The following is a 22,778-nucleotide window of genomic DNA, read 5'->3' as shown; positions in this document are numbered from 1 at the left end:
ACTGCATCCGCGGCGGCACCCGGGCCGCCGTGATCGGGTCAGCCCGCTTTCGCGAACGCCCAGCAGTCGTTGGTCGGGAATTCGATCCAGTGCTTGCCGGCCGCGCGCGGCACATGGCCGAACGCGCGCAGGCGCATCTCGCCGCAATGGAACAGGTATTCCCAGCGGTCGCCGAGATACATCGAGGTGACGAGGTCGGCCTGCAGCCGGTTCGCGCCCGGGCCGTCGGCGACCTGCACGCGTTCGAGACGGATCACGGCCTGTGCGTCCTGGCCCGGCGCGAGCGTGTCGCGGGCGAGCGCCTGCAGTTCCCAGCCGTCGCCGGCGAGCGTCACGCATTCGCCGTCGATCGCCGCGACGCGCGCGTCGATCCGGTTGTTGCTGCCCATGAACTCGGCCGTATACAGCGAGCGCGGTGCGCCGTACAACTCGGCCGGCGTGCCTTCCTGTTCGATGCGGCCGTTGCGCAGCAGCAGGATGCGATCGGACATCGCCATCGCTTCGGTCTGGTCGTGCGTCACGCAGAGCGCCGACAGCCCGAGCGACACGATCAGCTCGCGCAGCCACGCACGCGCTTCCTCGCGCAGCTTCGCGTCGAGGTTCGACAGCGGCTCGTCGAGCAGGATCACCGGCGGGTTGTAGACGAGCGCACGCGCGATCGCGACACGCTGCTGCTGGCCGCCCGACAGCTGATGCGGAAAGCGTTCGGCGAGATGGCCGAGGCCGAGCTGGTCGAGCGCGGTCTGCACGCGGCGCTTCTGTTCGGCAGGCGCGACGCGGCGCAGCTTGAGCCCGTAGCCGACGTTGTCGGCGACGGTGCGGTGCGGCCACAGCGCGTACGACTGGAACACGAGGCCGAGCGAGCGCTGTTCGACGGGCAGGTCGACGCGTTGCGCGCCGTCGAAGAACACGCGCTCGTCGAGCTGGATGCGCCCGTCGGACGGCTGTTCGAGGCCGGCCACCGCGCGCAGCAGCGTGGTCTTGCCGCTGCCCGACGCGCCGAGCAGGCACACGACTTCGCCGGCCTTCAGTTCGAACGACACGCCCTTGAGGATCGGGTTGGCGCCGTAGCTGAGGTGCAGATCGTCGACGATGAGCTTATCCATGAAGTTTCACTCCGAAGCGCAGGGCCACGCCGAGACCGGCGCCGACCATCGCGATGTTGATGACAGAGAGCGCGGCGACCTGGTCGACGGCGCCGGTCGCCCACAGCGACACGAGCAGCGCGCCGATCACTTCGGTGCCGGGCGACAGCAGGTAGACGGCCGTCGAGTATTCGCGCTCGAAGATCATGAAGATCAGCAGCCACGCGGCGAGCAGGCCGAAGCGCACGAGCGGCAGCGTCACGTCGAGCGACACGCGGCTACGCGTCGCGCCCACGCTGCGGCCGGCTTCCTCGAGTTCGGGGCCGACCTGCAGCAGCGCGCTCTGGATCAGCCGCATCCCGTACGCGAGCCACACGACCGTGTACGCGATCCAGATGCTCCACATCGAATTCTTCAACTCGCGCAAGCCGGGCACGAACAGGAAGATCCACAGGAACGCGAGACCGGCGAGCAGGCCCGGCACCGCGCGCGGCAGCAGCACGAGGTAGTCGAGCAGCTTGGTCGCCCAGTCGTTGCGGCGGTGGCCGGCGAACGCGACGAGCGAGTAGAAGCCGATCGCGAGCGCGCCGCCGATCACGCCGATGCCGAGCGTGTTGACGATCGCGCGCACCAGGTTGTCCTGCTCGAACAGCTCGATGAAGTTCGACAGCGTCAGCACTTCGGCGAGCGCGACGCCTTCGCCCCAGTTGGTCACGAACGCGCGCAGCACGATGCCCGAGATCGGCACGATCACGGTCAGCATCAGCCACAGCGCGACGATCGCGAGCGCGACCCAGCGCCACACGCCGAGCGGCAGCACCGTCGCGCGGCCGGCCTTGCCCTTCACGGTGACGAAGCGGCTCGCGGTCTTCAGCAGCCGGCGCTGCAGCAGCACGAGCGGGAACGTGATCGCGACGATGCATACGGCCACCGCGGCCATCAGGTGATACGACGGCACGCCGAGCTTGTTGGTCAGCTTGTACAGGTAGGTCGCGAGCACGAGGTGACCTTCCGGATCGCCGAGCACGAGCGGCAGCCCGAACACCTCGAAGCCGAGGAAGAACACCAGCACGCCGGCGAACAGCAGCGCGGGCATCGTCATCGGCAGGCTCACGTCGAGCGCGACGCGGAACGGGCGGGCGCCGGTCACGCGCGCGGCTTCCTCGACGTCCGAGCCGAGGTTGCGCAGCGCGGCCGACGAATACAGGTACACGTGCGGCACGTGCGTGAGGCCGACGATCACCGTGATCGCGAAGATCGAATACACGTTCCAGGGCACGTTCTGCACCCCGAACAGTTCCTTGAACCACACCGAGTAGAAGCCGACCGGGCCGGCCGCGACCACGTAGCCGAACGCGAGCACCATCGGCGACACGAACACCGGCGTGAGCAGCAGCGGTTCGAGCCAGCGGCGGCCGGGCAGGTCGGTGCGCACCATCAGGAACGCGAGGATGCCACCGAGCGGGATCGAGATGAACAGCATCCCGCCGGCGATGATGAACGAGTTCTTCACGGCCGACCAGAAGTCGGGATCGCTGAAGATGAAACGGAAGCCTTCGATGCCGAGCGTCTTGTTCGCGTCGAAGAACGGCGCGGACAGCAGGCTCTGGAACAGGATGAAGCCGAGCGGCAGCGCGACCGCGACGGTCAGTACCGCGACGACGATCCAGCGCAGCATGCCGGCGAGCGGCTGCAGGCGGCTGACCGGCAGCGCGGGAATCGCGTCGCGCGGGCCGGTGGCGGGCGGAACGGCCGGTGCCGTGCCGCGTGTGCTGGTTGAAAGCATGAGTTCGCCCCTGCGGCCATCCGGATGGCCGCCTCAAGGAAGTCGGTGAGGGGAAGGGGCCGCCCGCGCGACGTGCGGCGGGCGGCCTGGGTCAGCGGCTCAGCGGATCAGCGCTTGATCGCCTGCTGCCATTGCTTCAGGAACGCGAGGCGCTTCGACTGGTCGAGATAGACGAGCAGGCCGGTGCCGATCTGGATCGGCTTCAGCGAATCGCCGAGTTCCTTCGACAGGCTCGCGGCCGACGTTTCGCCGGTCACGTCCGCGCGGATCGCATACAGGTTCGCCTGGTTCGCGATCAGCGTCTGGCCGCGCTTGGACAACAGGTAATCGACCCACAGCTTCGCGGCGTTCGGGTTCTTCGCCTTCTTCGACACAGTCGCGAGGCGGCTCACGACCTGCGTGTAGTCCTTCGGAAACACGTAGCCGATCGACTTGTCCTTCTTCGCCTTCGCGTACGCATACGAACCGATGATGTTGTAGCCGATCAGGTTCTCGCCCGACGAGATGCGCTCCATCATCGCGCCCGTGCTCGACTGCAGCTTCGGGCCGGTCGCGCCGATCGCCTTCACGAGTTCCCACGTGACCTTCTCGTTCACGTGCGCGTCCTGGGTCAGGTAGTTGAAGCCGACGCCCGACTTCTCGATGTCGTAAGTCGTGACCTTGCCCTTGAACTTGTCGGCCTGCGTGGTGAGCAGCTTGATCAGGTCGGCGCGCGTCGTCGGCACTTCGTTCTCGGGGATCAGGCGCTTGTTGTAGACGATCGCGAGCGGCTCGAACGTCGTGCCGTACGCCTGCTTCTGGTACTGCGCCCATTGCGGCACGTTCGGGCTTTCCGGCGAATCGTACGACGCCATCAGGCCGTCGTTGACGAGCTTGACCTGCAGGTCCATCGCCGAGCTCCACAGCACGTCGGCGCTGGTGCTGCTCGCCGCGTTCTCGCTGATGTAGCGGTTGTACAGCTCGGTGCTGTTCATGTCGTTGTATTCGACCTTCACGCCGTACAGGCTTTCGAAGTCCTTGATCAGCGGACGCACGAGGCCCGTGTCGGTGGTCGAGTAGACGATCAGCTTGCCTTCCTTCTTCGCGGCGTCGATCACGCCCTGGTAGTTCCCCGGGTAGCCGGCCGGAACCTGCGCGGCGGCGCTGCCGGCGGCAGCGCCCAGAACGACCGCCAGCGCGGCGGCGAGGTGCTTCGGTGCAAACGGCATGTCTTCCTCCAGTTATGCGTATGTGTTGTTCGAGTGACGCGGATGGTAATTGCGGGGCACTTTCAGCCCGCTTTCATTTCTGTTCACAATCGTGTCGTTCGCGTCATGGATTTCCCGAGGTCGACGCGGCGGCGGCCGCGGGTCGAGCGGCGCGCGGCGGGGCCCGAAAGGGAAAGGGGGCGAGGTTGCCGGCTACGTGGACGCGGCCAGCAGTTGGCCGAGGAGGCGGCCGCCCTGCCGCGCGTGGGCGGCCGTCAGCGCGGCATATCCGACGACGACGCCCGCTTCGCAGCGGGCGCTTCGGCAGAATTGGCGGATCGGCTGCAACTCGACGCCGGCCGCGCGGGCTTGCGCGACGCAGGCGGCTTCGTCCATGCCGGGCGGCAGCCACAGCACGAAATGAAAGCCCGCGTGCTCGCCGGACACCGTGTACCGGCCGCCCGCATGCTTCGCCAACTGGTCGAGCACGATGTCGCGCCGCTCGCGGTACGCGTGGCGGGCGGCGCGCAGGTGCTTCGCGAAATCGCCGCGGCCGATGAAGCGGGCCAGCGCGAGCTGCGGCGCGACGCCGACCGAACGCGCGGTCGCGTGCCATACGGCGGACAGCGCCGGCCGCAGTTCCGCCGGCACGACCATGAAGCCGATGCGCAGCCCGGAGAACAGCGTCTTGTTGAACGACCCGCAGTAGATCACGCGATCGCACGCATCGAGCGATTTCAGCGCGGGCAGTGGCGCGGTCTGGTAGCTGAATTCGCCGTCGTAGTCGTCCTCGATGATCCACGTGCGGTTGCGCTGCGCCCAGTCGAGCAACTCGAGCCGGCGCGACACCGACATCGTGACGCCGAGCGGCGCCTGATGGGCCGGCGTCACGTAGGCGGCGCGCGCATCGGGATGGCGGTCCAGCGACGCGGTGTCGATGCCTTCCCGATCGACCGGCACGTCGATCACGGTCGCGCCCGCGATCGTGAAGATCTGCCACGCCGACGCATAGCCGGGATCCTCCATCAGCACCGTCGAGCCGGGCGCGAGCAGCGTGCGTGCGACGAGGTCGATCGCGTTCCGGATGCCGGTCGTGATGACGATGTCGCCGGCGTCGCACGGGATGCCGCGGTATTCCCGCAGGTACGCGGCGATTTCGGCGCGCAGGCGCTCGACGCCTTGTGCCGGCGTCGCGCCGAGATCGTCGGCCGTCGCGGCAAGCAGGCTGGCGCCGAGCGCCTTCTTCCATTGCTGCATCGGCAGCAGGCCGGGATCGGCGAGCCGCGCGACGAACGGGACGCCCGGACGCACGCCGTGCTCGGGCTCGGCCGGGGCGGCCGGCGCGGGGGATGCGGCGGCGTGGGGCGGGCTGCCGTCGCGCGACTGCGCGGCCGCGCGCAGATAGCTGTCCGGCACCACCGCGCACACGCGCGTGCCGGACCCTTGCGTGCGGGCGATGTAGCCCTCGGCGCACAGGATGTCGTAGGCCGCTTCGACGGTGCCGCGCGCGATATCCCAACGCGCGGCCAGCGTCCGGCTCGACGGCAGCGGGCTGTCGCCGGGCAGCAGGCGCTTCAGAATCGCGTCGCGAATCGTGTCGGCGATGCATTCCTGCTTCGACTGCGGGCTGCCGCCCGATAGCCCGGCGGGGCGCGGCAGGTCCAGCGGAATCGCGGCTTTGCCTCGCGGCATAGTGGTCTAGTCGATGATCGATTTAATGGTCCTTCAGCTTATATCACTTTCGCCTTAGATTGCTGTCGACCCCGCCCATTCGACCGACACGGACTCACCGCATGAAGACGCGCGCATTACCCCGCTGGGGCTGGCTGTTCCTGTTGATGCTCGTGGTGTGCCTGCCGCGCGTCACGATCGATGCGTACCTGCCGTCGCTGCCCGCGATGGCGGACGCGCTGCACGGCACCGACGCGCAACTGCAGCTCACGCTGACCCTGTACATGGTCGGCTATGCGCTGTCGATGCTGGTGTCGGGGCCGCTGTCCGACCGCTACGGCCGACGCCCGGTGCTGCTCGGCGGCCTGTGCGTGTACGTCGTCGCGAGCGTCGCGTGCGCGTGGTCGACGAGCATCCCTGCGCTGATCGCCGCGCGCATGTTCCAGGCGCTGGGCGGCTGCAGCGGCACGGTGATCGGCCGCGTGATCGTGCGCGAGCGCTTTCCGGCCGCGACGCAGGCCACGATGCTCGGCCATATTTCGGCCGGCATGGCGCTGTCGCCGGTGGTCGCGCCGCTGGCCGGCAGCGCGATCGCCGAGTGGCTCGGCTGGCGCGGCGTGTTCGGCTGGCTGGCGGCGGGCGGGGTGGTCGCGACCGCGATGGTGCTGCGCTACCTGCCCGAGACCCGCGACCGCGAGGCGCGGCCGCCAGCCGGCATCGGACTGCTGCGCACCTACGCCGGCCTGCTGCGCGAGCGGCGCTTCCTGCGCTATTCGCTCGCGATCGGCTTTGCTTACTGCACGTACTATCCGTTCATCGCGGAATCGTCGACGCTGTTCCAGCGGCAAATCGGCGTGTCCGGGCCGGTCTATGCGGCGATCTTCGGCGTGACCGTGCTCGGCTACCTGATCGGCTCGACCGCGTTCGCGCGGGCCAGCGGGCGCTGGAAAGCCGATTCGGTCATCGCTGCGGCGGCGGCCGTCAACCTGGTTGGCGCCGTCGTGCTGTGGGCCGGCGGCGCGCTCGCCCCGACTTCGGTGACGGCGCTCGTCGCGCCGATGTTCGTCGTGATGATCGCGGTCGGGATCGCGATTCCGGCCTGCCAGTTCGCGGTGATGCAGCCGTATACGAAGATCGCCGGCACGGCGTCGGGGCTGTTCTTCTTTATCCAGATGGCGATCACGGCCGCGTGCGGCGGCGTGCTGGCGTGGCTGTCGGACGGCACCGCGCGCCCGATGATCGTCGTCACGGCCGGCGCGAGCGTCGCGTGCGTCGCGGTGGTGGCCGGTTTTCGCGAGCGGAGCGGGGCGGGCCATGCGCGCGCCGCGGCGGCCAACCGGCCGGCTGCCGAGCGCTGAGCGGCAGCCGCCGGCATCGCGCGCGGCGGGTTCGCGGCACCCGCGCAACCCGTGTTTGCGCGAGGCGTGGAGACGGAAAGGATCATGTAATGTAGCGGGCTGTCGCTGACCTTACCGGAATCCCCATGCGCGTGCTGCTCGTCGAAGACAACCCGAACCTGGCCCAGTCGCTGAACGACGCGCTGAGCGCGGCGCGCTTCGCGGTCGATCACATGGCCGACGGCGAGGCGGCGGACCACGTGCTGCGCACGCAGGATTACGCGCTGGTGATCCTCGATCTCGGGCTGCCGAAGCTCGACGGGCTGGAGGTGCTGCGGCGCCTGCGCGCGCGCCGCAACCCGGTGCCGGTGCTGATCCTCACCGCGCACGGGTCGGTCGAGGACCGCGTGAAGGGGCTCGATCTCGGCGCCGACGACTATCTCGCGAAGCCGTTCGAGCTGACCGAGCTGGAGGCGCGCGCCCGCGCGCTGATCCGGCGCAGCCTCGGTCACGAGCATTCGCGCGTCGAATGCGGGCCGCTTTCGTACGACAGTATCGACCGCGCGTTCCATCTCGCGGGCGAGCCGCTGTCGCTCACGCCGCGCGAGCGCTCGGTGCTCGAGGTGCTGATCCTGCGCAACGGCCGCGCGATCAACAAGGACACGCTGTCGGAGAAGATCTTCGGGCTCGACGAGTCGGTCAACGCGGACGCGATCGAGATCTACGTGTACCGGCTGCGCAAGAAGCTGGAGAACACGGGCGTCGCGATCGTCACGCTGCGCGGGCTCGGCTATCTGCTCGAAGCGAAGGCGGAGACGACTGAATGAACTGCCCCCACGCTCACTTGCTTTGCGTGGGACCGGAGTACGCGCTAAAGCGTTACGCCGGATCGACGGCCTTGCATGGGACCGAAACAAGCGCCAAAGGCGCTGACTCCGGATCGACGACTTTGCATGGGATCGGAGTAAGCGCCAAAGGCGCTAACTCCGGATCGACATGTTCGCTGTCCCCCAAGGGGACGCATGCCTGCCTTGGGGCGACCCGGCGGCAGGCATGATGACCCGCCCGAACCTGCGCGCGCAGGTCGCGCTGTGGCTGCTGCTGCCGCTGCTCGGCCTGCTCGCGCTCGACTCCTGGCTCACGTACCAGCGCGCGATGAGCGCCGCGCACGTCGCGTTCGATCGCACGTTGTCGTCGTCGCTGAAGTCGATCCGCGAAGGCGTGCGGCTCAACGTCGGCGAGATCGAGGTCGACCTGCCGTATCTCGCGCTCGAAATGCTCGAATCGAGCGACGGCGGCAAGATCTACTACCTGATCCGCGAGGACAACGGCCGCACGGTCACCGGCTATCCGGACCTGCCGCTGCCGAATGGCCGCGACGCGGGCGACGGCGCGCTGTTCGTCACGCGCTACTACGACGTCGTGTATCGCGGCGAACAATTGCGGATGGCCGCGTTGCGCATCCCCGTGCACGACGTGCCGACCGCGCAGTCGCGCATCGTGTGGGTGATGGTCGGCGAGACGATCGAGGCGCGCCAGGCGCTGGCGCGCGAGATCCTGATCGGGTCGCTGCTGCAGGAAGGGTTGCTCGTCGTGCTGGCGCTCGGGATCGTGTGGCTCGGCGTCGGGCGCGGGCTGCGGCCGCTGAACCGGCTGTCGGCCACCGTCGCCGCGCGCAGCGAGGACGACACGACACCGCTCGACACGGGCGCGATGCCGAGCGAACTCGCGCCGCTCGTCGATTCGATCAACCAGTACATCGGCCGTACGCAGCGGATGCAGGTGGCGCGGCGGCGCTTCTTCGCCGATGCGGCCCATCAGTTGAAGACGCCGCTCGCGGCCGTGCAGGCGGGCGTCGAACTCGCGCTGCGGCCCGACGAGCAGCCGCGCGCGAACGGGCACCTGCGGCGCGCGAACGGCGCGGTGCGGCAGGCCGCGAAGATCGTCCAGCAACTGCTGTCGCTGTCGCGGCTCGATTCGGACAGCGGCCATGCGGTCGCGCACAAGCCGGTCGCGCTGCACCGGCTCGCCCGCAGCGTGACGCTCGACTGGTCGCCCGTGGCACGCGCGCGCGACATCGATCTCGGCTTCGAGCACGAGGCCGATGTCGACGTGCTCGGACAATCCGACCTGCTCGGCGAGATGATCGGCAACCTGATCGACAACGCGATCCGTTATGCGGGCGACCATGCGGTGATCACGGTGCGCGTGTCGCGCGACGGCGGTGACGCGCGGCTCGACGTGATCGACAACGGGCCGGGCATTCCGGCCGACGAACGCGATGCGGTGTTCGAGCGTTTCCATCGCGGCAGCAAGACGCAGACGGTCGAAGGCACGGGCCTCGGGCTGTCGATCGTGCGGGAGATCGCGCGCGTGCATCAGGGCAGCGTGACGCTGACCGATGCGGCCGGCGGCGGCCTCATCGTGACGATCCGGCTGCCGGCGGCGGCGAGCGACGCGATGCCGCGCGCCGCGTGATGGCGCGCGACGATACGGCACGCGAGGGAATGAACGGCGCTGTCCGGCTCCGGCTCAATCGCCGAAGCCGATCTCCGCTTCGATCGGCTGGCCGACTTCGAGCCACGCGCCCGCGCCTTCGACGACGATCGCATTGATGCCGAACGTCAGCGCGCCGTCGTAGTTCGGGTTCGCGCGATAGGTCTGCATCGTGTCGGTCGGCTCGTGCGGCCATGCCGGATCGGGCGCGCCGGTGGCCTGGTCGATCGTCGGCATCGGGCAGCGCGTGCACAGCTTCACGAGCCGCAGCCGCACCGGCGTGTCGCCGTTGGTGTCGAGGTGCTCGACGAAATCTTCTTCGTACGCGTCGAGATCCGACACGACGATGTTCGGCCGAAAGCGGTTCATCGGGATCGCCGGCGCGCCTTTCGCGGCGAGCCGCGCGTTCAGGTCGTCGAGCGACGACTGGCCGATCACGAGCAGCGGATAGGCGTCCGAGAATTGCGTATGCGTGTCGATGTCGCCGGTCCATGTGCGGTTGCAGTCGCGGCGCGCATCGGGGCCGAAGCGCGCGAGCTTCGTCGGCACGCCGACGAATTCGGTGAGCCACGCGGCCGTGTCGGCACCGGTATCGATCGCGTCGACGGTGTCGCGCCACACGGTCGCGGCCATCTTCGGCGTGGCGGGCGTCGCGTCGCCATCGAGCGGCGTGCGGATTTCCGGCATGCCCGGCGCGTTCAGCACGAGCGCATCGCCGTCGAGCGTCGGGCGGATCAGCGCGAGGCGCGGGTGCGTGCGCTGCGTGAGCATCTGCCCGTCCGGATCGGTGATCAGCCAGTGGCGGTCGTATGCGAGGCCCGTTTCGAGCAGTTGCGCGCGTGTCAGCGCGATGCCGGCGCAGGATTTGATCGGATAGACGAAGAGTTCGGTGATGGCTGGCATGACGCTGGCTGAACGCGGGATGGTCGAAGCGCGATTGTGCCAGATCATGCCTGAGCCGTTTGGGCGGCCGTGCGCCGCCACGCGCTCGTCAAGCGAGCGGGAAGCCCGTGTCGAAGGTCGTGCGCACGTCGAGCGGCTGACGCAGCAGCCCGGCCTTCAGATAGAAGTCGGCCGTGCGCTGCTGTTCGGCGATCACCGTCGCGTCGATCGGCTGCCAGCGCGTGCCGCGGCGCTCGAACTGCAGCTTCGCGGCGGCCGGCGGAATGCCGATGATGCGCGCAAGCGCGGCCGAATACGCATCGACGTGCCGGTACGACCAGGCCTGCGCGCGCACGACGCGCCGCAGGAAATCGTGCAGCACGTCGCGCTTCGATGCGATCGCCGCGTCGGTCGCCGCGAGATAGCTGAGGCCCGACCACAGCCCGCGGCCGTTGACCAGCACGCGCGCGCGGCCGCTCGTTTCGGCGAGCGCCGTATAAGGCTCCCAGGTCGCCCACGCGTCGATCGAACCGGTTGCGAGCGCAAGCATCGTGTCGGCCGGCGGCAGGAAGCGGAACGACACGGCGTCGGGCGGCAGGCCGGCCGCGTCGAGCGCCTTCAGCGTGACGAAATGGCCGATCGAGCCGCGCGTGGTGCCGATGCGCTTGCCCTTCAGGTCGGTCGCGCCTTTCAGCGCGGCGTCGGGTTGCACGAGCACGGCCGTGCCGTACGGATCGGAACGGTTCGCGCCGATCACCTTGATGCGGGCGCCCGATGCGAGCGCGAAGATCACCGGCGCGTCGCCGATCGGCCCGCAGTCGACGGCGGCCGCGTTCAGCGCTTCGGCGAGCGGTGCGGCGGCCGGGAATTCGGTCCACGCGATGTCGTACGCGAGGCCGTTCAGTTCGCCGGCCGCTTCGAGCAGCGCGCGCAGCCCGCCTTTCTGGTCGCCGGCGCGCAGCAGCGGGCGGGCGCCCGATTGCGCGCGCACGGCGGCCGGCGCGGCGGCGATCGTGGCAAGGGCGCTCGCTTGCGCGAGGAAGTGGCGTCGGGTCGGATTCATCGTGAAGGTCGGTTGAAGGAAGGGTTCAGGGGTTCAATGCGGGAGCCCGGCCTGTACGTCGCGCACGGGCTCCTGATCGACGCGCAGCAGCAGCGCGGTCAGCGCGTCGCCGCGGGCGGCCGGCGTGGACGGCCGGACAGCCGCCGTATCCGAGCGGCACAGCAGGTCGGCATCCGACCAGCCGGCGCTGCCCGGCAACGCGCGCGCCCGCAGCCAGCCGCGTCGATCCGCAAGCAGTTGCGTGCCGCCGAGCGCATCGGGCGCGACGCCGGCAATCGTCGCGAACGCGCGCCACGCATCGGCGGTCGTCGCGACGCAGTTCGCACGCGCGGCGGTTGACGGCGGCACGGGCGCGCCGCGTTCGGTGACGAGCAAGGTCTGCCAGCGCGCGTCTTCCTGTGGTGGCGTCGCGCCCGGCGCGAGCGCGACGATGCGCACGCGCTGGCCTTCGCGCCAGCGCTCGAGCGCCTGGGGCGCGGCGTCGCCGCACCGCACGTCGAGGGCCGGCAGCGGGACCGGCACCGGCCACGCGCCTTCCGCCTGCGCGCCGCTGCCGGCGGCCAGCGCTTTCAGGTAATCGAGCACGGCCCATGTGTCCTGCGGGCCGAGCGTCGCCGCGAAGCCGGGCATCGTCGACGCGCCGTGCTCGTCCTGCGTGCCGTGGCGCACGCGCCAGAACAGTTCGCCGTCGAGGCGACGCGCGAGCAGCGCGCCGGCGAAGGTCGGCGGCCAGTGCGCGAGCGTGGCCGCGAGCGGCCCTTCGCCGCGTCCGTCCGCGCCGTGGCAGGCCGCGCAATGTTGCGTATACAGGTGCGCGCCGCGCATCACGTTCGATACGGAAAACGGCGCGGGATCGCGCTGGAAGCTCGTCGGCACCGCAGGCGCGAGCCACAGCGAAGCGGGCGGCCACGGCGCGAACCACGCGACGGCCAGCGCGGCGATGGCCAGCACGACACGCCGCTTGCGCGAAGCCAGCGCGGCGCACGCGAGCACGACGGCCAGCGCCGTCACGCCACAGGCGAACGCGAGCTGCCGCGTGAGCCCGGCATCGATGCGCAGCGTTTCGAGCGCGATGCGGTGTGCCCACGGCCACGCGGCCTGGCCGTCGGCGTCGCCGGTCAGGCCGATCGCGTGCAGCACCCGCGTCAACGCGATTTGCGCGCGATACAGCAGTTGCAGGAACGCGATGGCCCAGTCAGCGAATGGCGGCGGGTTCATCGCGCGCGTCTCCGGCGCACCGCGGTCAAACGTCGAACGGCACCCGGCATCTACCAGCTCGCATCGAGCCCGAGATGCCGCAGCGCGTCGTGGCGCAATTCGGCGAGGCGCGGGTCGCCGCGATGGCGCGGGTAGGGCAGGTCGACGCGCAGTTCGGCGACGATCCGTGCCGGGCGCGGCCCGAACACGATCACGCGCTGCGCGAGGAACAGCGCTTCTTCGACGTCGTGCGTGACGAGCAGCGCGGAGAAACCGTCGCGTTGCCACAGCGCGGTCAGCTCGGCCTGCATCGTGAGCCGCGTCAGCGAATCGAGCTTGCCGAGCGGTTCGTCGAGGATCAGCAGGCGCGGATCGTTGACGAGCGCGCGGGCGAGCGCGACGCGCTGCGCCATCCCGCCGGACAACTGATGCGGGAACACGTTCGCGAAGTCCTGCAGCCCGACGCGCGCGAGCGCATCGTCGACGCGATGCTGCGCGGTGCGCGCGACGCCGCGCGCTTCGAGGCCGAGCGCGACGTTCCCACGCACGCGCCGCCACGGGTACAGCGTCGGATCCTGGAACACGACGATGCGCGACGGATCGGGGCGCTCGATCGGCACGCCGTCTTGCGCGATGGTGCCTTGGCGGGCGGCATCGAGCCCCGCGACGAGGCGCAGCAGCGTCGATTTCCCGCAGCCGCTCGGGCCGAGCAGCGCGACGAATTCGCCGGCCGCGACCGACAGCGACACGTCGTCGAGCACCGGCAGCGCGCCGCCGGGGCCGTCGAACGCGTGGCTCACGCGGCGGATGTCGATGCGCGCGCCGCGCGGTGCAGTGACGGCGGGAGCAGCGACAGCGGCCGCGGACGGTTCGAGTACGGCGGCGCTTACCATTTGACGGTTCCTTTCTGCCAGGCGAGCACACGGTCGCGCACCGCGAACAGCAGCGCGATCAGCCCGGAAAACAGCAGCGCCATCACGATCAGCGCCGCATACATGTTCACGTACGATGCCCAGCCCTGCGCCCAGCTCAGGTACCAGCCGAGCCCCGACTTGACGCCCATCATCTCGGCGACGACCAGCACCGTGAACGACGCGCTCAGCCCCATGAAAATGCCGACGAACACATGCGGCAGCGCGGCCGGAATCGCGACGCGCAGCACGAGGAAGCGCGCGTTCGCGCCGAGCGTGCGCGCGACGTCGTAGTACTGCCGGTTCACGCTCGCGACGCCCGACCACGTCAGCACGGCGACCGGGAAGCCGGTCGACAGCGCGATCAGGAACGCGGCGGCCGAATAGCTCGACGGGAAGAAGTAGAACGTGAGCGGCAGCAGCGCGGTGGCCGGCACGGGGCCGAGCACGCGCAGCACCGGATGCACCCAGTAGCCGATCCGGCGCGACCAGCCGATCGACACGCCCACCGCGAAGCCCACCGTGACGCCGTACGCGAACCCGAGCGCGAGCAGCTTCAGCGTGTTGCCGGCGCTGCCCGCGAGGCGCGGCCAGTCGTCGACGTAGACCTCGATCAGCGCCTGCGGCGGCGCGAAGAACGGCGTCGGCAGCCAGCCGGTTTTCGCGGTGACGATTTCCCACGCGGCGAGCACGAGCGGCAGCGCGACGAGCCACGGGCCGGCCGGTCGCACCCGCGCGAGCCGCGTGCGGGCCGCTGGAACGAGATGGCCGAGCGTCGCGGCGACGAGCAGCAGCGCGGCGATCGTCCACGCTGCGGTGCCGAACGTGTCGGTGTACGCCCAGTCGCTGAAGCCGACGATCCGGTTCGGCCACAGCTGCGTCAGCGCGCCGAGCGCGGCCCATGCGAATGCGGCGGCGATCCCGGTCGGCCAGGTGCGCGCGCGCCGGGCTTCCGCGGCCAGCGTGGCTTCGCAAGTCGTGCAGGCTGCGCGTGCGGAAGCGCTGGCGCTGGCGTTCGCGTCGCCGGCCGGCGCCGATGCGGTGCGTGCGGCGGAAGCGTGTTCGATCGTCGACATCGCGTTACCCCAGTACGTTCGCATAGACCTGCTGCGCGAAGCGCTGCGGGTCCGTGCTCTTCTTCAGCACGCTGATGCGGCGGAAATCGTCCGCATAGAACGCGATTTCCTGCTGCAGGTCGACGTTGGTCGGGTGATGCGTGTAGGTGAGCGTCGCGTACAGCTTGCGCAGATCCTCGGGGCTGATCTTCGGCGAATACTTCGCGAACACCTTCGCGGCTTCGTTCGGGTTGTCGTGCGTGTACTCGGTGGCCTGCACGATCGAGCGCGCGAGCGCGGCGGCGGCCGGCCGGTCGTTGCGCACGAGGTCGCCGCGCGCGCCGATCACGCAGCACACCTTGCGCGCATATTCGCCGGACAGGTTGGTCGCGAGTTCGGTATACGCGCCGTTGCTGCGTTTTTCGAGCAGGTAGAGATTCGGGTCGCCGTCGGCGATCGCGTGGATCTCGCCCTTGTCGACCGCGACGCCGAGCAGGTCGGCCGGATACTGCCGCCACGTGATGTCGCGCTCCGGATCGACGCCGTTCTTCGCGAGCAGGATCGAGAAGAAGTGCTTGCCGGGCGCGGCCAGGTCGCTGACGCCGACCGTCTTGCCCTTCAGCGCCTGCAGCGTCGTGACGCCGGCCGCCTTCGCGCCGAGCAGCCGCACGCAGCCGCCGTGCGAACTGCCGATGATCTTCACGTCGAAGCCGGCTTCGAGCGGCTTCAGCCAGCGGTGGATCATCCCGACCGCCGCATCGGCCTTGCCGGTCGCGATCGATTCGAGCAACTGGTCGGTCGAGCCGCTATAGTTGATCAGCTCGACCTGCAGCCCGTTTTTCTCGAAGAAGCCGCGCTCCTGCGCGACGACGATCGGCGTCAGGCAGAACGCGTTCTGGTTCCACGCGAACGTCAGCTTCTTCAGCGGCGGCGCGGACCACGCCTTGCGGCCGAGCGTGATCGCCGGCACGGCGAGCGCGGCGGCGCCGGCCGCGCGCAGCAGCCGGCGGCGTTGGTCGTCGGGCGCGTCGTCGTGGGGCGCGGGTGCGGTGGTTTGGGTCATGGTCTGGTCTCTCGTGTGGCGGAAGGGCGGTTCAGTCGAGCAGGTCGGGTTCGTCGGCGACGACGCGCGCGAACAGGCTGTCGAATGCATGCCGCGCACCGTCCGGGCCGCCGATCTGGCCGTGCGTATGGCGCGCGGTCGCGTGATCGATCGGTTGCGGCGTGCCGGCCGCTTCGGCCAGCAACTGCGTGTGCGCGACGTTGTCGAGCGCGATGTACCACCACGCGGCGGCCTCGACCGTCGGGCCGGCCGTCAGGATCCCGTGGTTCTTCAGGATCACGCCCTTGTGCGTGGTGCCGTCCGGCTTCGCGAGCGCGTCGGCGATCCGCGCGCCTTCGCTGGTGTCGACGACCATCCCCGTGAAATCGTCGAACAGCGCGTGGTCTTCATAGAACACGCACGCGTCCTGCGTGAGCGGATCGAGCGGGCGGCCGAGCGTCGACCATGCCTTGCCGTAGGTCGAATGCGTGTGCGCGGCGGCGACGACGTGCGGATGGGCTTCGTGGATCGCCGCATGGATCGCGAACGCGGCCTTGTTCAGCGGCCGCGTGCCGATCGCGGTTTCGCCGCGCGCGTTGACGAGCAGCAGGTCGGAGACCTTGATCTGCGAGAAATGCACGCCGAGCGGGTTCACCCAGAAATGATCGGGCAGCTCCGGATCGCGCGCGGTGATGTGGCCGGCGAGGCCCGCCGCGAAGCCGAAGCGCGCGAACAGGCGGAACGCGGCCGCGAGCCGCTCCTGCCGATGGCGGCGCTCGGCGGCCACGTCGATGCGCGGCGCGGGCGGGTCGAACCAGAAGTGCTGGCGCGGGGTGTCGGCGAGCACGAGGCCCGAGGCGGTGCGGTTGGGCGAGGACAGGACGGCGGACATGATCGCGTATGGCTCCGTTGGGCTCGGTTTGGGCTCGGTTGGGCTCAGGCGGCGCGGCGCGCCGCGTCGCGTGCGGCGACGGCGCTGCGCACGCGCGGAATCAGTTCGCGGCCGTAGTCGATCGCGTCTTCCAGCGGATCGAAGCCGCGGATCAGGAACGTCGTCACGCCGAGGTCGTAGTAGTCGAGCAGCGCGTCGGCGACCTGTTCGGGCGTGCCGACGAGCGCCGTCGAATTCGAGCGCGCGCCGGTGAGCTTGGCGATCTCGGTCCACAGCCGCTTGTCGACGCGCGAGCCGCGCTCGGCCGCGGCCAGCAGGCGGCGCGCGCCTTCGCTTTGCTGCGGGCCGCCGGCGCCGAGCCCGGCCGCTTCACGCAGCCGGCGCGTTTCGTCGAGGATGCGATGCGCGCGCGCCCACGCTTCGTCCTCGGTCGCCGCGAGGATCGGGCGGAACGACACGGAGAAGCGCACCTGGCGGCCGTGCTTCGCGGCTTCGGCGCGTACGCGCGTCGTCAGGTCGCGCACCTGGTCGAGCGATTCGCCCCACAGCGCGTAGACGTCCGCGTGCTTGCCGGCCACTTCGAGCGCGGCTTCCGACGCGCCGCCGAAGTAGATCGGCACATGCGGCTGCTGGACCGGCTTCACTTCCGAAAAACCCTGCTTGAAGCGGTAGTGCGCGCCGTCGTGATCGAACGGCTGCGTTTCCGTCCAGATCCGCCGCAGGATCCCGAGGTATTCGTCGGTGCGCGCATAGCGCGCGTCGTGATCGAGGAAATCGCCGTCGCGCTGCTGTTCGCTGTCCGAGCCGCCGGAGATGAAGTGCACGGCGAGCCGGCCGCGGCTGAACTGGTCGAGCGTCGCGATCTGCCGCGCGGCGAGCGTCGGCGCGGTGAAGCCCGGGCGATGCGCGAGCATGAAATGAATGCGCTCGGTCGCGGCCGCCGCGAACGCGATCGTCAGCGTCGCCGACGGGCCGGTCGAGTGGTGCGGCACGAGGATCCGGTCGAAGCCGGCCGTTTCGTGGGCGCGGGCAAAGTCGCGCACATAGTCGGGATCGACCACGGGGCCGGACGCCGGATGGATTTCCGACTGCTTCTGGCTCTGGATCATGCCGATGAATTCGACGCTCATCTGGGTCTCCGGTGCAGGGACGTCCCGGCGCACGGCCGGGCAGGAATGGAGCGCAGGTTAACGCCGGGATCATGCGGAATGGAAATAATCAATCCCGATTTGAATATCAGATTTGCATGGTTTGGGGCCGCATGCGTTGCGCATACGCTGTGGCTCGTGAATGATCGGGCGCGCGTGGGTGCCGTATTTGCCGCCGCGCATTCGCCGCCGCTTTCGCCGCCGTGTTCGAACTACCCAGGGAATCCGTTTCGATGTCCGCCAGCCTTGCCGCCTCCTCGCCGTCACCGCAACCCGCGCTGCGCCTCATGCCGGCCGACGCCGCTGAAGCCGCCACCGACGCCGCCGACGAAACGACCGATGCGCGCATCGCCGCGCTGCTCGAGCGCCTCGCGCCCGAACTCGCCGCCGATGCGGCCCGCAACGACGTCGACGGCCGCTTCCCGCACGAGAACTTCGCGCGGCTGCATCGCGCCGGGCTGATCGCGCAGGTCGTGCCGCGCGAGCATGGCGGCGCCGGCGCGACGCTGGCGCGGGCGAGCCGGATCGTCGCCGCCGTCGGGCGGGCCGATCCGGCGACCGCGCTGGTGCTGACGATGACGTATCTGCAGCATCGCGCGCTCGGCCGCGCGGACAACCGCTGGCCGGCGCAGGTGCGGCGCGCGGTGTTCCACAGCGCGGTCGCGCACGGCGCGCTGATCAACGCGCTGCGCGTCGAGCCCGCGCTCGGTTCGCCGTCGCGCGGCGGGCTGCCGGCGACCATCGCGCGCCGCGATGGCGACGGCTGGCGGCTGTCGGGCCACAAGCTCTACAGCACCGGGATTCCGGCGCTGCGCTGGCTGGCCGTGTGGGCGCGCACCGACGAGCCGGCGCCGCGCGTCGGCGTGTTTCTCGTGCCGCGTGATCCGGCGACCGACGGCGACCGCATCCGCGTGATCGAAAGCTGGAATCACCTCGGCCTGCGCGCGTCCGGCAGCCACGAAGTCGTGTTCGACGACGTGCCGCTGCCGGCCGATCATGCCGTCGACGTGCGCGCGCCGGACGCGTGGGTCGTGTCGGCCGCCACCCATGCGGATGCCGATGCGCAGGCGGACCAACAGGCGTGGATGGTTGCGCTGCTCGGCAGCCTGTACGACGCGGTGGCGCGTGCGTCGCGCGACTGGCTGGTCGAATTTGCGACGACGCGTGCGCCGAGCGGGCTCGGCGCGCCGCTCGCGACGCTGCCGCGCGTGCAGGAGGCGGTCGGCGAAATCGAGGGCTGGCTGCATACGAACCGCGTGCTGCTCGACGATCACATCGCGCGCACCGATGCCGGCAACGCGCCGTCGGTGACGACCAGCGGCCTCGTCAAGCGCACCGTGACCGAGCACGCGATCCGGACGGTCGAGCAGGCGCTGAAGCTGTCGGGCAATCACGGGCTGAGCCGCGGCAATCCGCTGGAGCGCCACTATCGCGACGTGCTGTGCAGCCGCGTGCATACGCCGCAGGACGACGCGATCGCGGTGGCGGCGGGGCGGGCGGCGCTCGATGCGGCGACGCGCGGGCAGACGCACGCGGCGGCGGACGCAACGTCGCGTAACGGGATCGAACGCGGTCGACGCGATGCGTGAGCCGGGCCGGGTTGCCTTGCACGGAAATGGCGAGGCGGGAGGCAGGCGCTGCGCGGTGGCCGCGGGCACCGCGGCTACCGCAGCCACCGCAGCCACGTTAAGCGGCCTTGTCGTGCGATTGCTCGGGCAGCGCGAACGCCGTGCGCGCATGCGCGGCGACGGCCGCGAGCGGCGCGTCGAGCCGGGCCGCATCGTGCCGGCGCAGCAGCCACAGGTCGATCTGCGGCTTGAAATCGGCGAGCGGCACGATGTCGAGCGCGTCGCGCAGCGGGCTGCCTTCGACGAGCGGCAGCGGCATCAGCCCGAGGCCGAAGCCGTTGGCAACGCTCTGCAGTTGCAGGTCGCGCCCGTACGCATCGAGCGTGACCGGCATCGGCAGGCCCTGCGCGTCGAGCGCGCGCCGCAGGCCCGCACGAAAGCCGCAGCCGTCCGGATTGAGCACCCAGCCGCGCGCGTGGCAATCGGCGAGCCGGTAGCTGCGGCGCGGCCAGTCGCCCTTGCGGCCGACCGCGACGAGCCGCGTGTCCAGCAGCCGAACGCCTTCGACCTGCGCCGGCAGCACCATCTCGCGCGCGAGGAAGACGAGCGCCGCATCGAGTTCGCGGCGGGCGACACGTTCGACGAGCAGGCCGCCCCATGCGGTCGTAACCTGCGTCGCGAGCGCGGGCCACTGCGCGGCGAGATCCGCGATGAGCGCCGGCAGCATCAGCTCGCCGAGCCCCTGCGTGAGCCCGATGCGGAATTCGCCGGCCGGCGGCTGCTGGCCGGCCGTCAGTTCGCGCAGCGCATCGACCTCGCGCAGGATCGCGCGACACTGCTCGAACACCTGCCGGCCGATGTCGGTCGGGCGCGGCGGCTTCGTGTTGCGGTCGAGCAGCGTCACGCCGAGCGCTTCCTCGAGATTCTGGACGCGCCGCGTGATCGCGGGCTGCGTCATCCCGAGCTCGGCCGCGGCCTGGCTCAGGGTCTGGCAGCGGACGACCGCTGCAAAAGCGTCGATATCGCTAATTTTCATGTTTGTTCTGCATGGTATTTCGGGTGCATCATGACGATCCATCATATTCCGCATCATATTCGAGGAGACGGCCGATGAGTACGCTTTCGTTGCAACAGACGCCGCTGCGTCCGTTCGTCGAGGGTCTGGATGCGCTGCTCGCGTCCGGCGCGAACGAGGCGCGCATTCTCGACGAGGGCGGCGCGCTGCTCGCCGCGCTCGTCGAACGCGACGACTGGTTGCCCGACGCATTCGCGCAGCCCGACCCCGAGCGCTACCGCCAATACCTGCTGCATCTCGACCCGGACGAGCGCTTCTCGATCGTCAGCTTCGTATGGGGGCCCGGCCAGGCGACGCCGATCCACGATCACACGGTGTGGGGGCTGATCGGGATGCTGCGCGGCGGCGAATTCTCGCAGCCGTACCGGTTCGACGCAGCCGGCAAGCCGGTGCCCGCGGGCGACGCCGTGCGGCTGCAGCCGGGCGAGGTCGACGCCGTGTCGCCGCGCATCGGCGACGTGCATCGCGTGACCAACGCGTTCGCCGACCAGGTATCGATCAGCATCCACGTGTACGGCGCGAACATCGGCAAGGTCGAGCGCGCGGTGTACCTGGACGACGGTACCGTGAAGCCGTTCGTGTCCGGCTATTCGAATGCCTGACGCGAATGCCTGACCCACGGCCCGCTCGCGCGGCCCGTTGCGGGCGCGCGCCGGCAGGGCCACGCTCGATCCGTTCCGCTTTCTTCACCGACTTCAACGTATCCAACCCAGAGACATCGTGACGCAATCCGCCGATTCCACTTCCCGCTTTCCCGTCGCGTCGTACCAGGACGTACGCGCGCGCCTGCTGGCCCGCGACGAGATCGCGCTGATCGACGTACGCGAGGAAGATCCGTACGCACAGGGCCATCCGCTGTGGGCCGCCAACTTTCCGTTGTCGAAGCTCGAACTCGACGCGTGGACGCGGATTCCGCGCCGCGACACGCCGATCGTCGTGTTCGGCGAAGCGGGCGGCGAGGATCTCGCGCCGCGCGCGGCCGCGACGCTCGCACGGCTCGGCTACACCGACGTGCGGCTGCTCGACGGCGGCCTCGCGGGCTGGGTCGCCGCGGGCGGCGAACTGTTCATCGACGTGAACGTGCCGAGCAAGTCGTTCGGCGAATGGGTCGAGGCCGAGCGCCATACGCCGTCGCTGTCCGCGCAGGAGGTGCAGGCGCTGATCGATGCGAAGGCCGACGTCGTGATCGTCGACGCAAGGCGCTTCGACGAATACCAGACGATGAACATCCCGACGTCGACCAGCGTGCCGGGCGCGGAGCTCGTGCTGCGCGTGCGCGCGCTCGCGCCGGACCCGCGGACGCAGGTGATCGTCAACTGCGCGGGCCGCACGCGCAGCATCATCGGCACGCAGTCGCTCGTCAACGCGGGGCTGCCGAATCCGGTCGCCGCGCTGCGCAACGGCACGATCGGCTGGACGCTGGCCGGCCAGACGCTCGAGCGCGGCGCCGCGCGCCGCTTTCCGGACGAGATCGGCGCGACGCAGCGCGACGAAGCGCGTCGGGCCGCCCGCGCGGTGGCCGAGCGCGCGGGCGTGCCGCGCATCGCGCTGGCCGACGTCGCGGCGCTCGACGAGCCGGGCCGCACGCTGTACCGCTTCGACGTACGTACGCCGGAGGAATACGAAGCCGGCCACCTGCCGGGCTTCCTGAGCACGCCGGGCGGCCAGCTCGTGCAGGAGACCGACCATCACGCGGCCGTGCGCGGCGCGCGGATCGTGCTGGCCGACGACGACGGCGTGCGCGCGGACATGACCGCGTCGTGGCTCGCGCAGATGGGCTGGGACGTGCGCGTCGTCGAACCGGGCGGCACCGCGGCATTCGCCGAGCGCGGCCAGCCGCCGCGCGACGTGCCGGCGACGCCGCCCGCCGCCGACGTGTCGCCCGCGACGCTCGCCGGCTGGCTGAAGGAAGCCGAGCCCGGCGAACTCGCGATCGTCGACGTGACGGCCAGCGCGAACTACGTGAAGCGGCATATCCCGGGCGCGTGGTTCGCCGTGCGCGCGCAGTTGCGCGACGCGCTGGCGGCGATTCCGCCCGCGAAGCGCTACGTGTTCACGTGCGGATCGAGCCTGCTCGCGCGGTTCGCGGCGGACGACGCCCGCGCGCTACTGCCGGCCTCGGCCGAGATCCGGGTGCTGACCGGCGGCACGGCCGCGTGGATCGACGCCGGGCTGCCGCTGGAGAGCGGCGAGACGCACCTCGCGTCGCCGCGCGTCGACCGCTACCGGCGCCCGTACGAAGGCACCGACAACGCGGCCGCCGCGATGCAGGCCTATCTCGACTGGGAATACGGGCTGGTCGACCAGTTGAAGCGGGACGGCACGCACCACTTCAACGTGATCTGAGCGACGCGATGCAACCGGGCGCGGCGCGTCGTGCGCG

The 22,778-nt window shown here is 70.3% G+C and carries 19 protein-coding genes; 6 read left to right on the top strand and 13 right to left on the bottom strand.

All coding sequences use genetic code 11. The features are described from left to right. Window positions 1-38 precede the first annotated feature (38 nt). The 4 genes from HWX14_RS13345 to HWX14_RS13330 all read right to left on the bottom strand — a co-directional run bounded on the left by HWX14_RS13345 (window position 39) and on the right by HWX14_RS13330 (window position 5,750). Entirely contained in the window at window positions 39-1,106 is a 1,068-nt protein-coding gene (locus HWX14_RS13345; RefSeq protein WP_060195945.1) for an ABC transporter ATP-binding protein, read from the bottom strand. After that, window positions 1,099-2,871, bottom strand: coding sequence for an iron ABC transporter permease (locus HWX14_RS13340; RefSeq protein WP_175883145.1), 1,773 nt, complete (start codon window positions 2,869-2,871; stop codon window positions 1,099-1,101). Before HWX14_RS13340 ends, HWX14_RS13345 begins: the two co-directional genes overlap by 8 nt. A gap of 107 nt (window positions 2,872-2,978) precedes the next feature. Continuing rightward, entirely contained in the window at window positions 2,979-4,079 is a 1,101-nt protein-coding gene (locus HWX14_RS13335; RefSeq protein WP_175883144.1) for an ABC transporter substrate-binding protein, read from the bottom strand. A gap of 192 nt (window positions 4,080-4,271) precedes the next feature. Beyond that, entirely contained in the window at window positions 4,272-5,750 is a 1,479-nt protein-coding gene (locus HWX14_RS13330; RefSeq protein ID WP_175883143.1) for a PLP-dependent aminotransferase family protein, read from the bottom strand. A 101-nt stretch (window positions 5,751-5,851) separates the two neighbouring features. On the opposite strand from HWX14_RS13330, the gene HWX14_RS13325 reads away from it, so the two are divergent. The 3 genes from HWX14_RS13325 to HWX14_RS13315 all read left to right on the top strand — a co-directional run bounded on the left by HWX14_RS13325 (window position 5,852) and on the right by HWX14_RS13315 (window position 9,544). Continuing rightward, window positions 5,852-7,087 (top strand): multidrug effflux MFS transporter, encoded by a 1,236-nt coding sequence (locus HWX14_RS13325; protein ID WP_175883142.1) that lies wholly within the window; start codon window positions 5,852-5,854, stop codon window positions 7,085-7,087. A 125-nt stretch (window positions 7,088-7,212) separates the two neighbouring features. Then, window positions 7,213-7,893: a response regulator gene (locus HWX14_RS13320; RefSeq protein WP_175883141.1), complete on the top strand. Its 681-nt coding sequence runs from the start codon at window positions 7,213-7,215 to the stop codon at window positions 7,891-7,893. Between the two features lie 229 nt (window positions 7,894-8,122). Further along, on the top strand, window positions 8,123-9,544 hold the full coding sequence (locus HWX14_RS13315) for a sensor histidine kinase (protein ID WP_175883576.1): 1,422 nt from the start codon (window positions 8,123-8,125) through the stop codon (window positions 9,542-9,544). 54 nt (window positions 9,545-9,598) lie between these two features. Here HWX14_RS13315 and HWX14_RS13310 read toward each other — a convergent pair whose 3' ends face one another. The 8 genes from HWX14_RS13310 to HWX14_RS13275 all read right to left on the bottom strand — a co-directional run bounded on the left by HWX14_RS13310 (window position 9,599) and on the right by HWX14_RS13275 (window position 17,734). Then, on the bottom strand, window positions 9,599-10,465 hold the full coding sequence (locus tag HWX14_RS13310; RefSeq protein ID WP_175883140.1) for an MOSC N-terminal beta barrel domain-containing protein: 867 nt from the start codon (window positions 10,463-10,465) through the stop codon (window positions 9,599-9,601). Between the two features lie 88 nt (window positions 10,466-10,553). Further along, a complete protein-coding gene (locus tag HWX14_RS13305; RefSeq protein ID WP_175883139.1) occupies window positions 10,554-11,507 on the bottom strand; it encodes an ABC transporter substrate-binding protein in 954 nt (317 codons plus the stop codon). Window positions 11,508-11,540: 33 nt separating this feature from the next. Next, window positions 11,541-12,725 carry a cytochrome c gene (locus HWX14_RS13300; RefSeq protein ID WP_175883138.1) on the bottom strand — a complete coding sequence of 395 codons (1,185 nt, stop codon included), beginning with the start codon at window positions 12,723-12,725 and terminating at the stop codon, window positions 11,541-11,543. A gap of 50 nt (window positions 12,726-12,775) precedes the next feature. Continuing rightward, a complete protein-coding gene (locus tag HWX14_RS13295) occupies window positions 12,776-13,597 on the bottom strand; it encodes an ABC transporter ATP-binding protein (RefSeq protein ID WP_175883137.1) in 822 nt (273 codons plus the stop codon). Beyond that, entirely contained in the window at window positions 13,591-14,691 is a 1,101-nt protein-coding gene (locus tag HWX14_RS13290) for an ABC transporter permease subunit (RefSeq protein ID WP_175883575.1), read from the bottom strand. Before HWX14_RS13290 ends, HWX14_RS13295 begins: the two co-directional genes overlap by 7 nt. A gap of 4 nt (window positions 14,692-14,695) precedes the next feature. After that, window positions 14,696-15,733 carry an ABC transporter substrate-binding protein gene (locus HWX14_RS13285; RefSeq protein ID WP_175883136.1) on the bottom strand — a complete coding sequence of 346 codons (1,038 nt, stop codon included), beginning with the start codon at window positions 15,731-15,733 and terminating at the stop codon, window positions 14,696-14,698. Between the two features lie 31 nt (window positions 15,734-15,764). After that, a complete protein-coding gene (locus HWX14_RS13280) occupies window positions 15,765-16,604 on the bottom strand; it encodes a class II aldolase/adducin family protein (RefSeq protein ID WP_175883135.1) in 840 nt (279 codons plus the stop codon). A 44-nt stretch (window positions 16,605-16,648) separates the two neighbouring features. Next, window positions 16,649-17,734: an LLM class flavin-dependent oxidoreductase gene (locus HWX14_RS13275; protein WP_175883134.1), complete on the bottom strand. Its 1,086-nt coding sequence runs from the start codon at window positions 17,732-17,734 to the stop codon at window positions 16,649-16,651. Between the two features lie 251 nt (window positions 17,735-17,985). Here HWX14_RS13275 and HWX14_RS13270 point away from each other — a divergent pair, with 251 nt between their 5' ends. Then, a complete protein-coding gene (locus tag HWX14_RS13270) occupies window positions 17,986-19,341 on the top strand; it encodes an acyl-CoA dehydrogenase family protein (RefSeq protein ID WP_175883133.1) in 1,356 nt (451 codons plus the stop codon). Between the two features lie 97 nt (window positions 19,342-19,438). On the opposite strand, the gene HWX14_RS13265 is transcribed toward HWX14_RS13270, so the two are convergent. Then, on the bottom strand, window positions 19,439-20,413 hold the full coding sequence (locus HWX14_RS13265) for a LysR family transcriptional regulator (RefSeq protein ID WP_175883132.1): 975 nt from the start codon (window positions 20,411-20,413) through the stop codon (window positions 19,439-19,441). A gap of 17 nt (window positions 20,414-20,430) precedes the next feature. On the opposite strand from HWX14_RS13265, the gene HWX14_RS13260 reads away from it, so the two are divergent. Together HWX14_RS13260 and HWX14_RS13255 are read left to right on the top strand one after the other, a co-directional pair. Then, window positions 20,431-20,997, top strand: coding sequence for a cysteine dioxygenase (locus tag HWX14_RS13260; RefSeq protein WP_175883131.1), 567 nt, complete (start codon window positions 20,431-20,433; stop codon window positions 20,995-20,997). A gap of 118 nt (window positions 20,998-21,115) precedes the next feature. Further along, window positions 21,116-22,741, top strand: coding sequence for a rhodanese-related sulfurtransferase (locus tag HWX14_RS13255; protein WP_175883130.1), 1,626 nt, complete (start codon window positions 21,116-21,118; stop codon window positions 22,739-22,741). The last annotated feature ends 37 nt before the right edge of the window (window positions 22,742-22,778 follow it).

The organism is Burkholderia sp. BCC0044 (genome assembly GCF_902832955.1).
In the GTDB taxonomy this organism is placed as follows: Bacteria; Pseudomonadota; Gammaproteobacteria; order Burkholderiales; family Burkholderiaceae; genus Burkholderia.
The sequence above is the reverse complement of the archived record's forward strand: the minus strand, read 5'-3'. Positions and strand labels throughout refer to the sequence as shown.

What these genes read in the sequence shown, in the direction of transcription:
- HWX14_RS13320 (WP_175883141.1), top strand. Translation starts at nt 7,213, where the DNA reads ATGCGCGTGCTGCTCGTCGAAGACAACCCGAACCTGGCCCAGTCGCTG.
- HWX14_RS13305 (WP_175883139.1), bottom strand. Translation starts at nt 11,507, where the DNA reads ATGAATCCGACCCGACGCCACTTCCTCGCGCAAGCGAGCGCCCTTGCC.
- HWX14_RS13325 (WP_175883142.1), top strand. Translation starts at nt 5,852, where the DNA reads ATGAAGACGCGCGCATTACCCCGCTGGGGCTGGCTGTTCCTGTTGATG.
- HWX14_RS13290 (WP_175883575.1), bottom strand. Translation starts at nt 14,691, where the DNA reads ATGTCGACGATCGAACACGCTTCCGCCGCACGCACCGCATCGGCGCCG.
- HWX14_RS13260 (WP_175883131.1), top strand. Translation starts at nt 20,431, where the DNA reads ATGAGTACGCTTTCGTTGCAACAGACGCCGCTGCGTCCGTTCGTCGAG.
- HWX14_RS13285 (WP_175883136.1), bottom strand. Translation starts at nt 15,733, where the DNA reads ATGACCCAAACCACCGCACCCGCGCCCCACGACGACGCGCCCGACGAC.
- HWX14_RS13315 (WP_175883576.1), top strand. Translation starts at nt 8,123, where the DNA reads ATGACCCGCCCGAACCTGCGCGCGCAGGTCGCGCTGTGGCTGCTGCTG.
- HWX14_RS13335 (WP_175883144.1), bottom strand. Translation starts at nt 4,079, where the DNA reads ATGCCGTTTGCACCGAAGCACCTCGCCGCCGCGCTGGCGGTCGTTCTG.
- HWX14_RS13330 (WP_175883143.1), bottom strand. Translation starts at nt 5,750, where the DNA reads ATGCCGCGAGGCAAAGCCGCGATTCCGCTGGACCTGCCGCGCCCCGCC.
- HWX14_RS13275 (WP_175883134.1), bottom strand. Translation starts at nt 17,734, where the DNA reads ATGAGCGTCGAATTCATCGGCATGATCCAGAGCCAGAAGCAGTCGGAA.
- HWX14_RS13270 (WP_175883133.1), top strand. Translation starts at nt 17,986, where the DNA reads ATGTCCGCCAGCCTTGCCGCCTCCTCGCCGTCACCGCAACCCGCGCTG.
- HWX14_RS13265 (WP_175883132.1), bottom strand. Translation starts at nt 20,413, where the DNA reads ATGATGCGGAATATGATGGATCGTCATGATGCACCCGAAATACCATGC.
- HWX14_RS13310 (WP_175883140.1), bottom strand. Translation starts at nt 10,465, where the DNA reads ATGCCAGCCATCACCGAACTCTTCGTCTATCCGATCAAATCCTGCGCC.
- HWX14_RS13280 (WP_175883135.1), bottom strand. Translation starts at nt 16,604, where the DNA reads ATGTCCGCCGTCCTGTCCTCGCCCAACCGCACCGCCTCGGGCCTCGTG.
- HWX14_RS13345 (WP_060195945.1), bottom strand. Translation starts at nt 1,106, where the DNA reads ATGGATAAGCTCATCGTCGACGATCTGCACCTCAGCTACGGCGCCAAC.
- HWX14_RS13340 (WP_175883145.1), bottom strand. Translation starts at nt 2,871, where the DNA reads ATGCTTTCAACCAGCACACGCGGCACGGCACCGGCCGTTCCGCCCGCC.
- HWX14_RS13295 (WP_175883137.1), bottom strand. Translation starts at nt 13,597, where the DNA reads ATGGTAAGCGCCGCCGTACTCGAACCGTCCGCGGCCGCTGTCGCTGCT.
- HWX14_RS13300 (WP_175883138.1), bottom strand. Translation starts at nt 12,725, where the DNA reads ATGAACCCGCCGCCATTCGCTGACTGGGCCATCGCGTTCCTGCAACTG.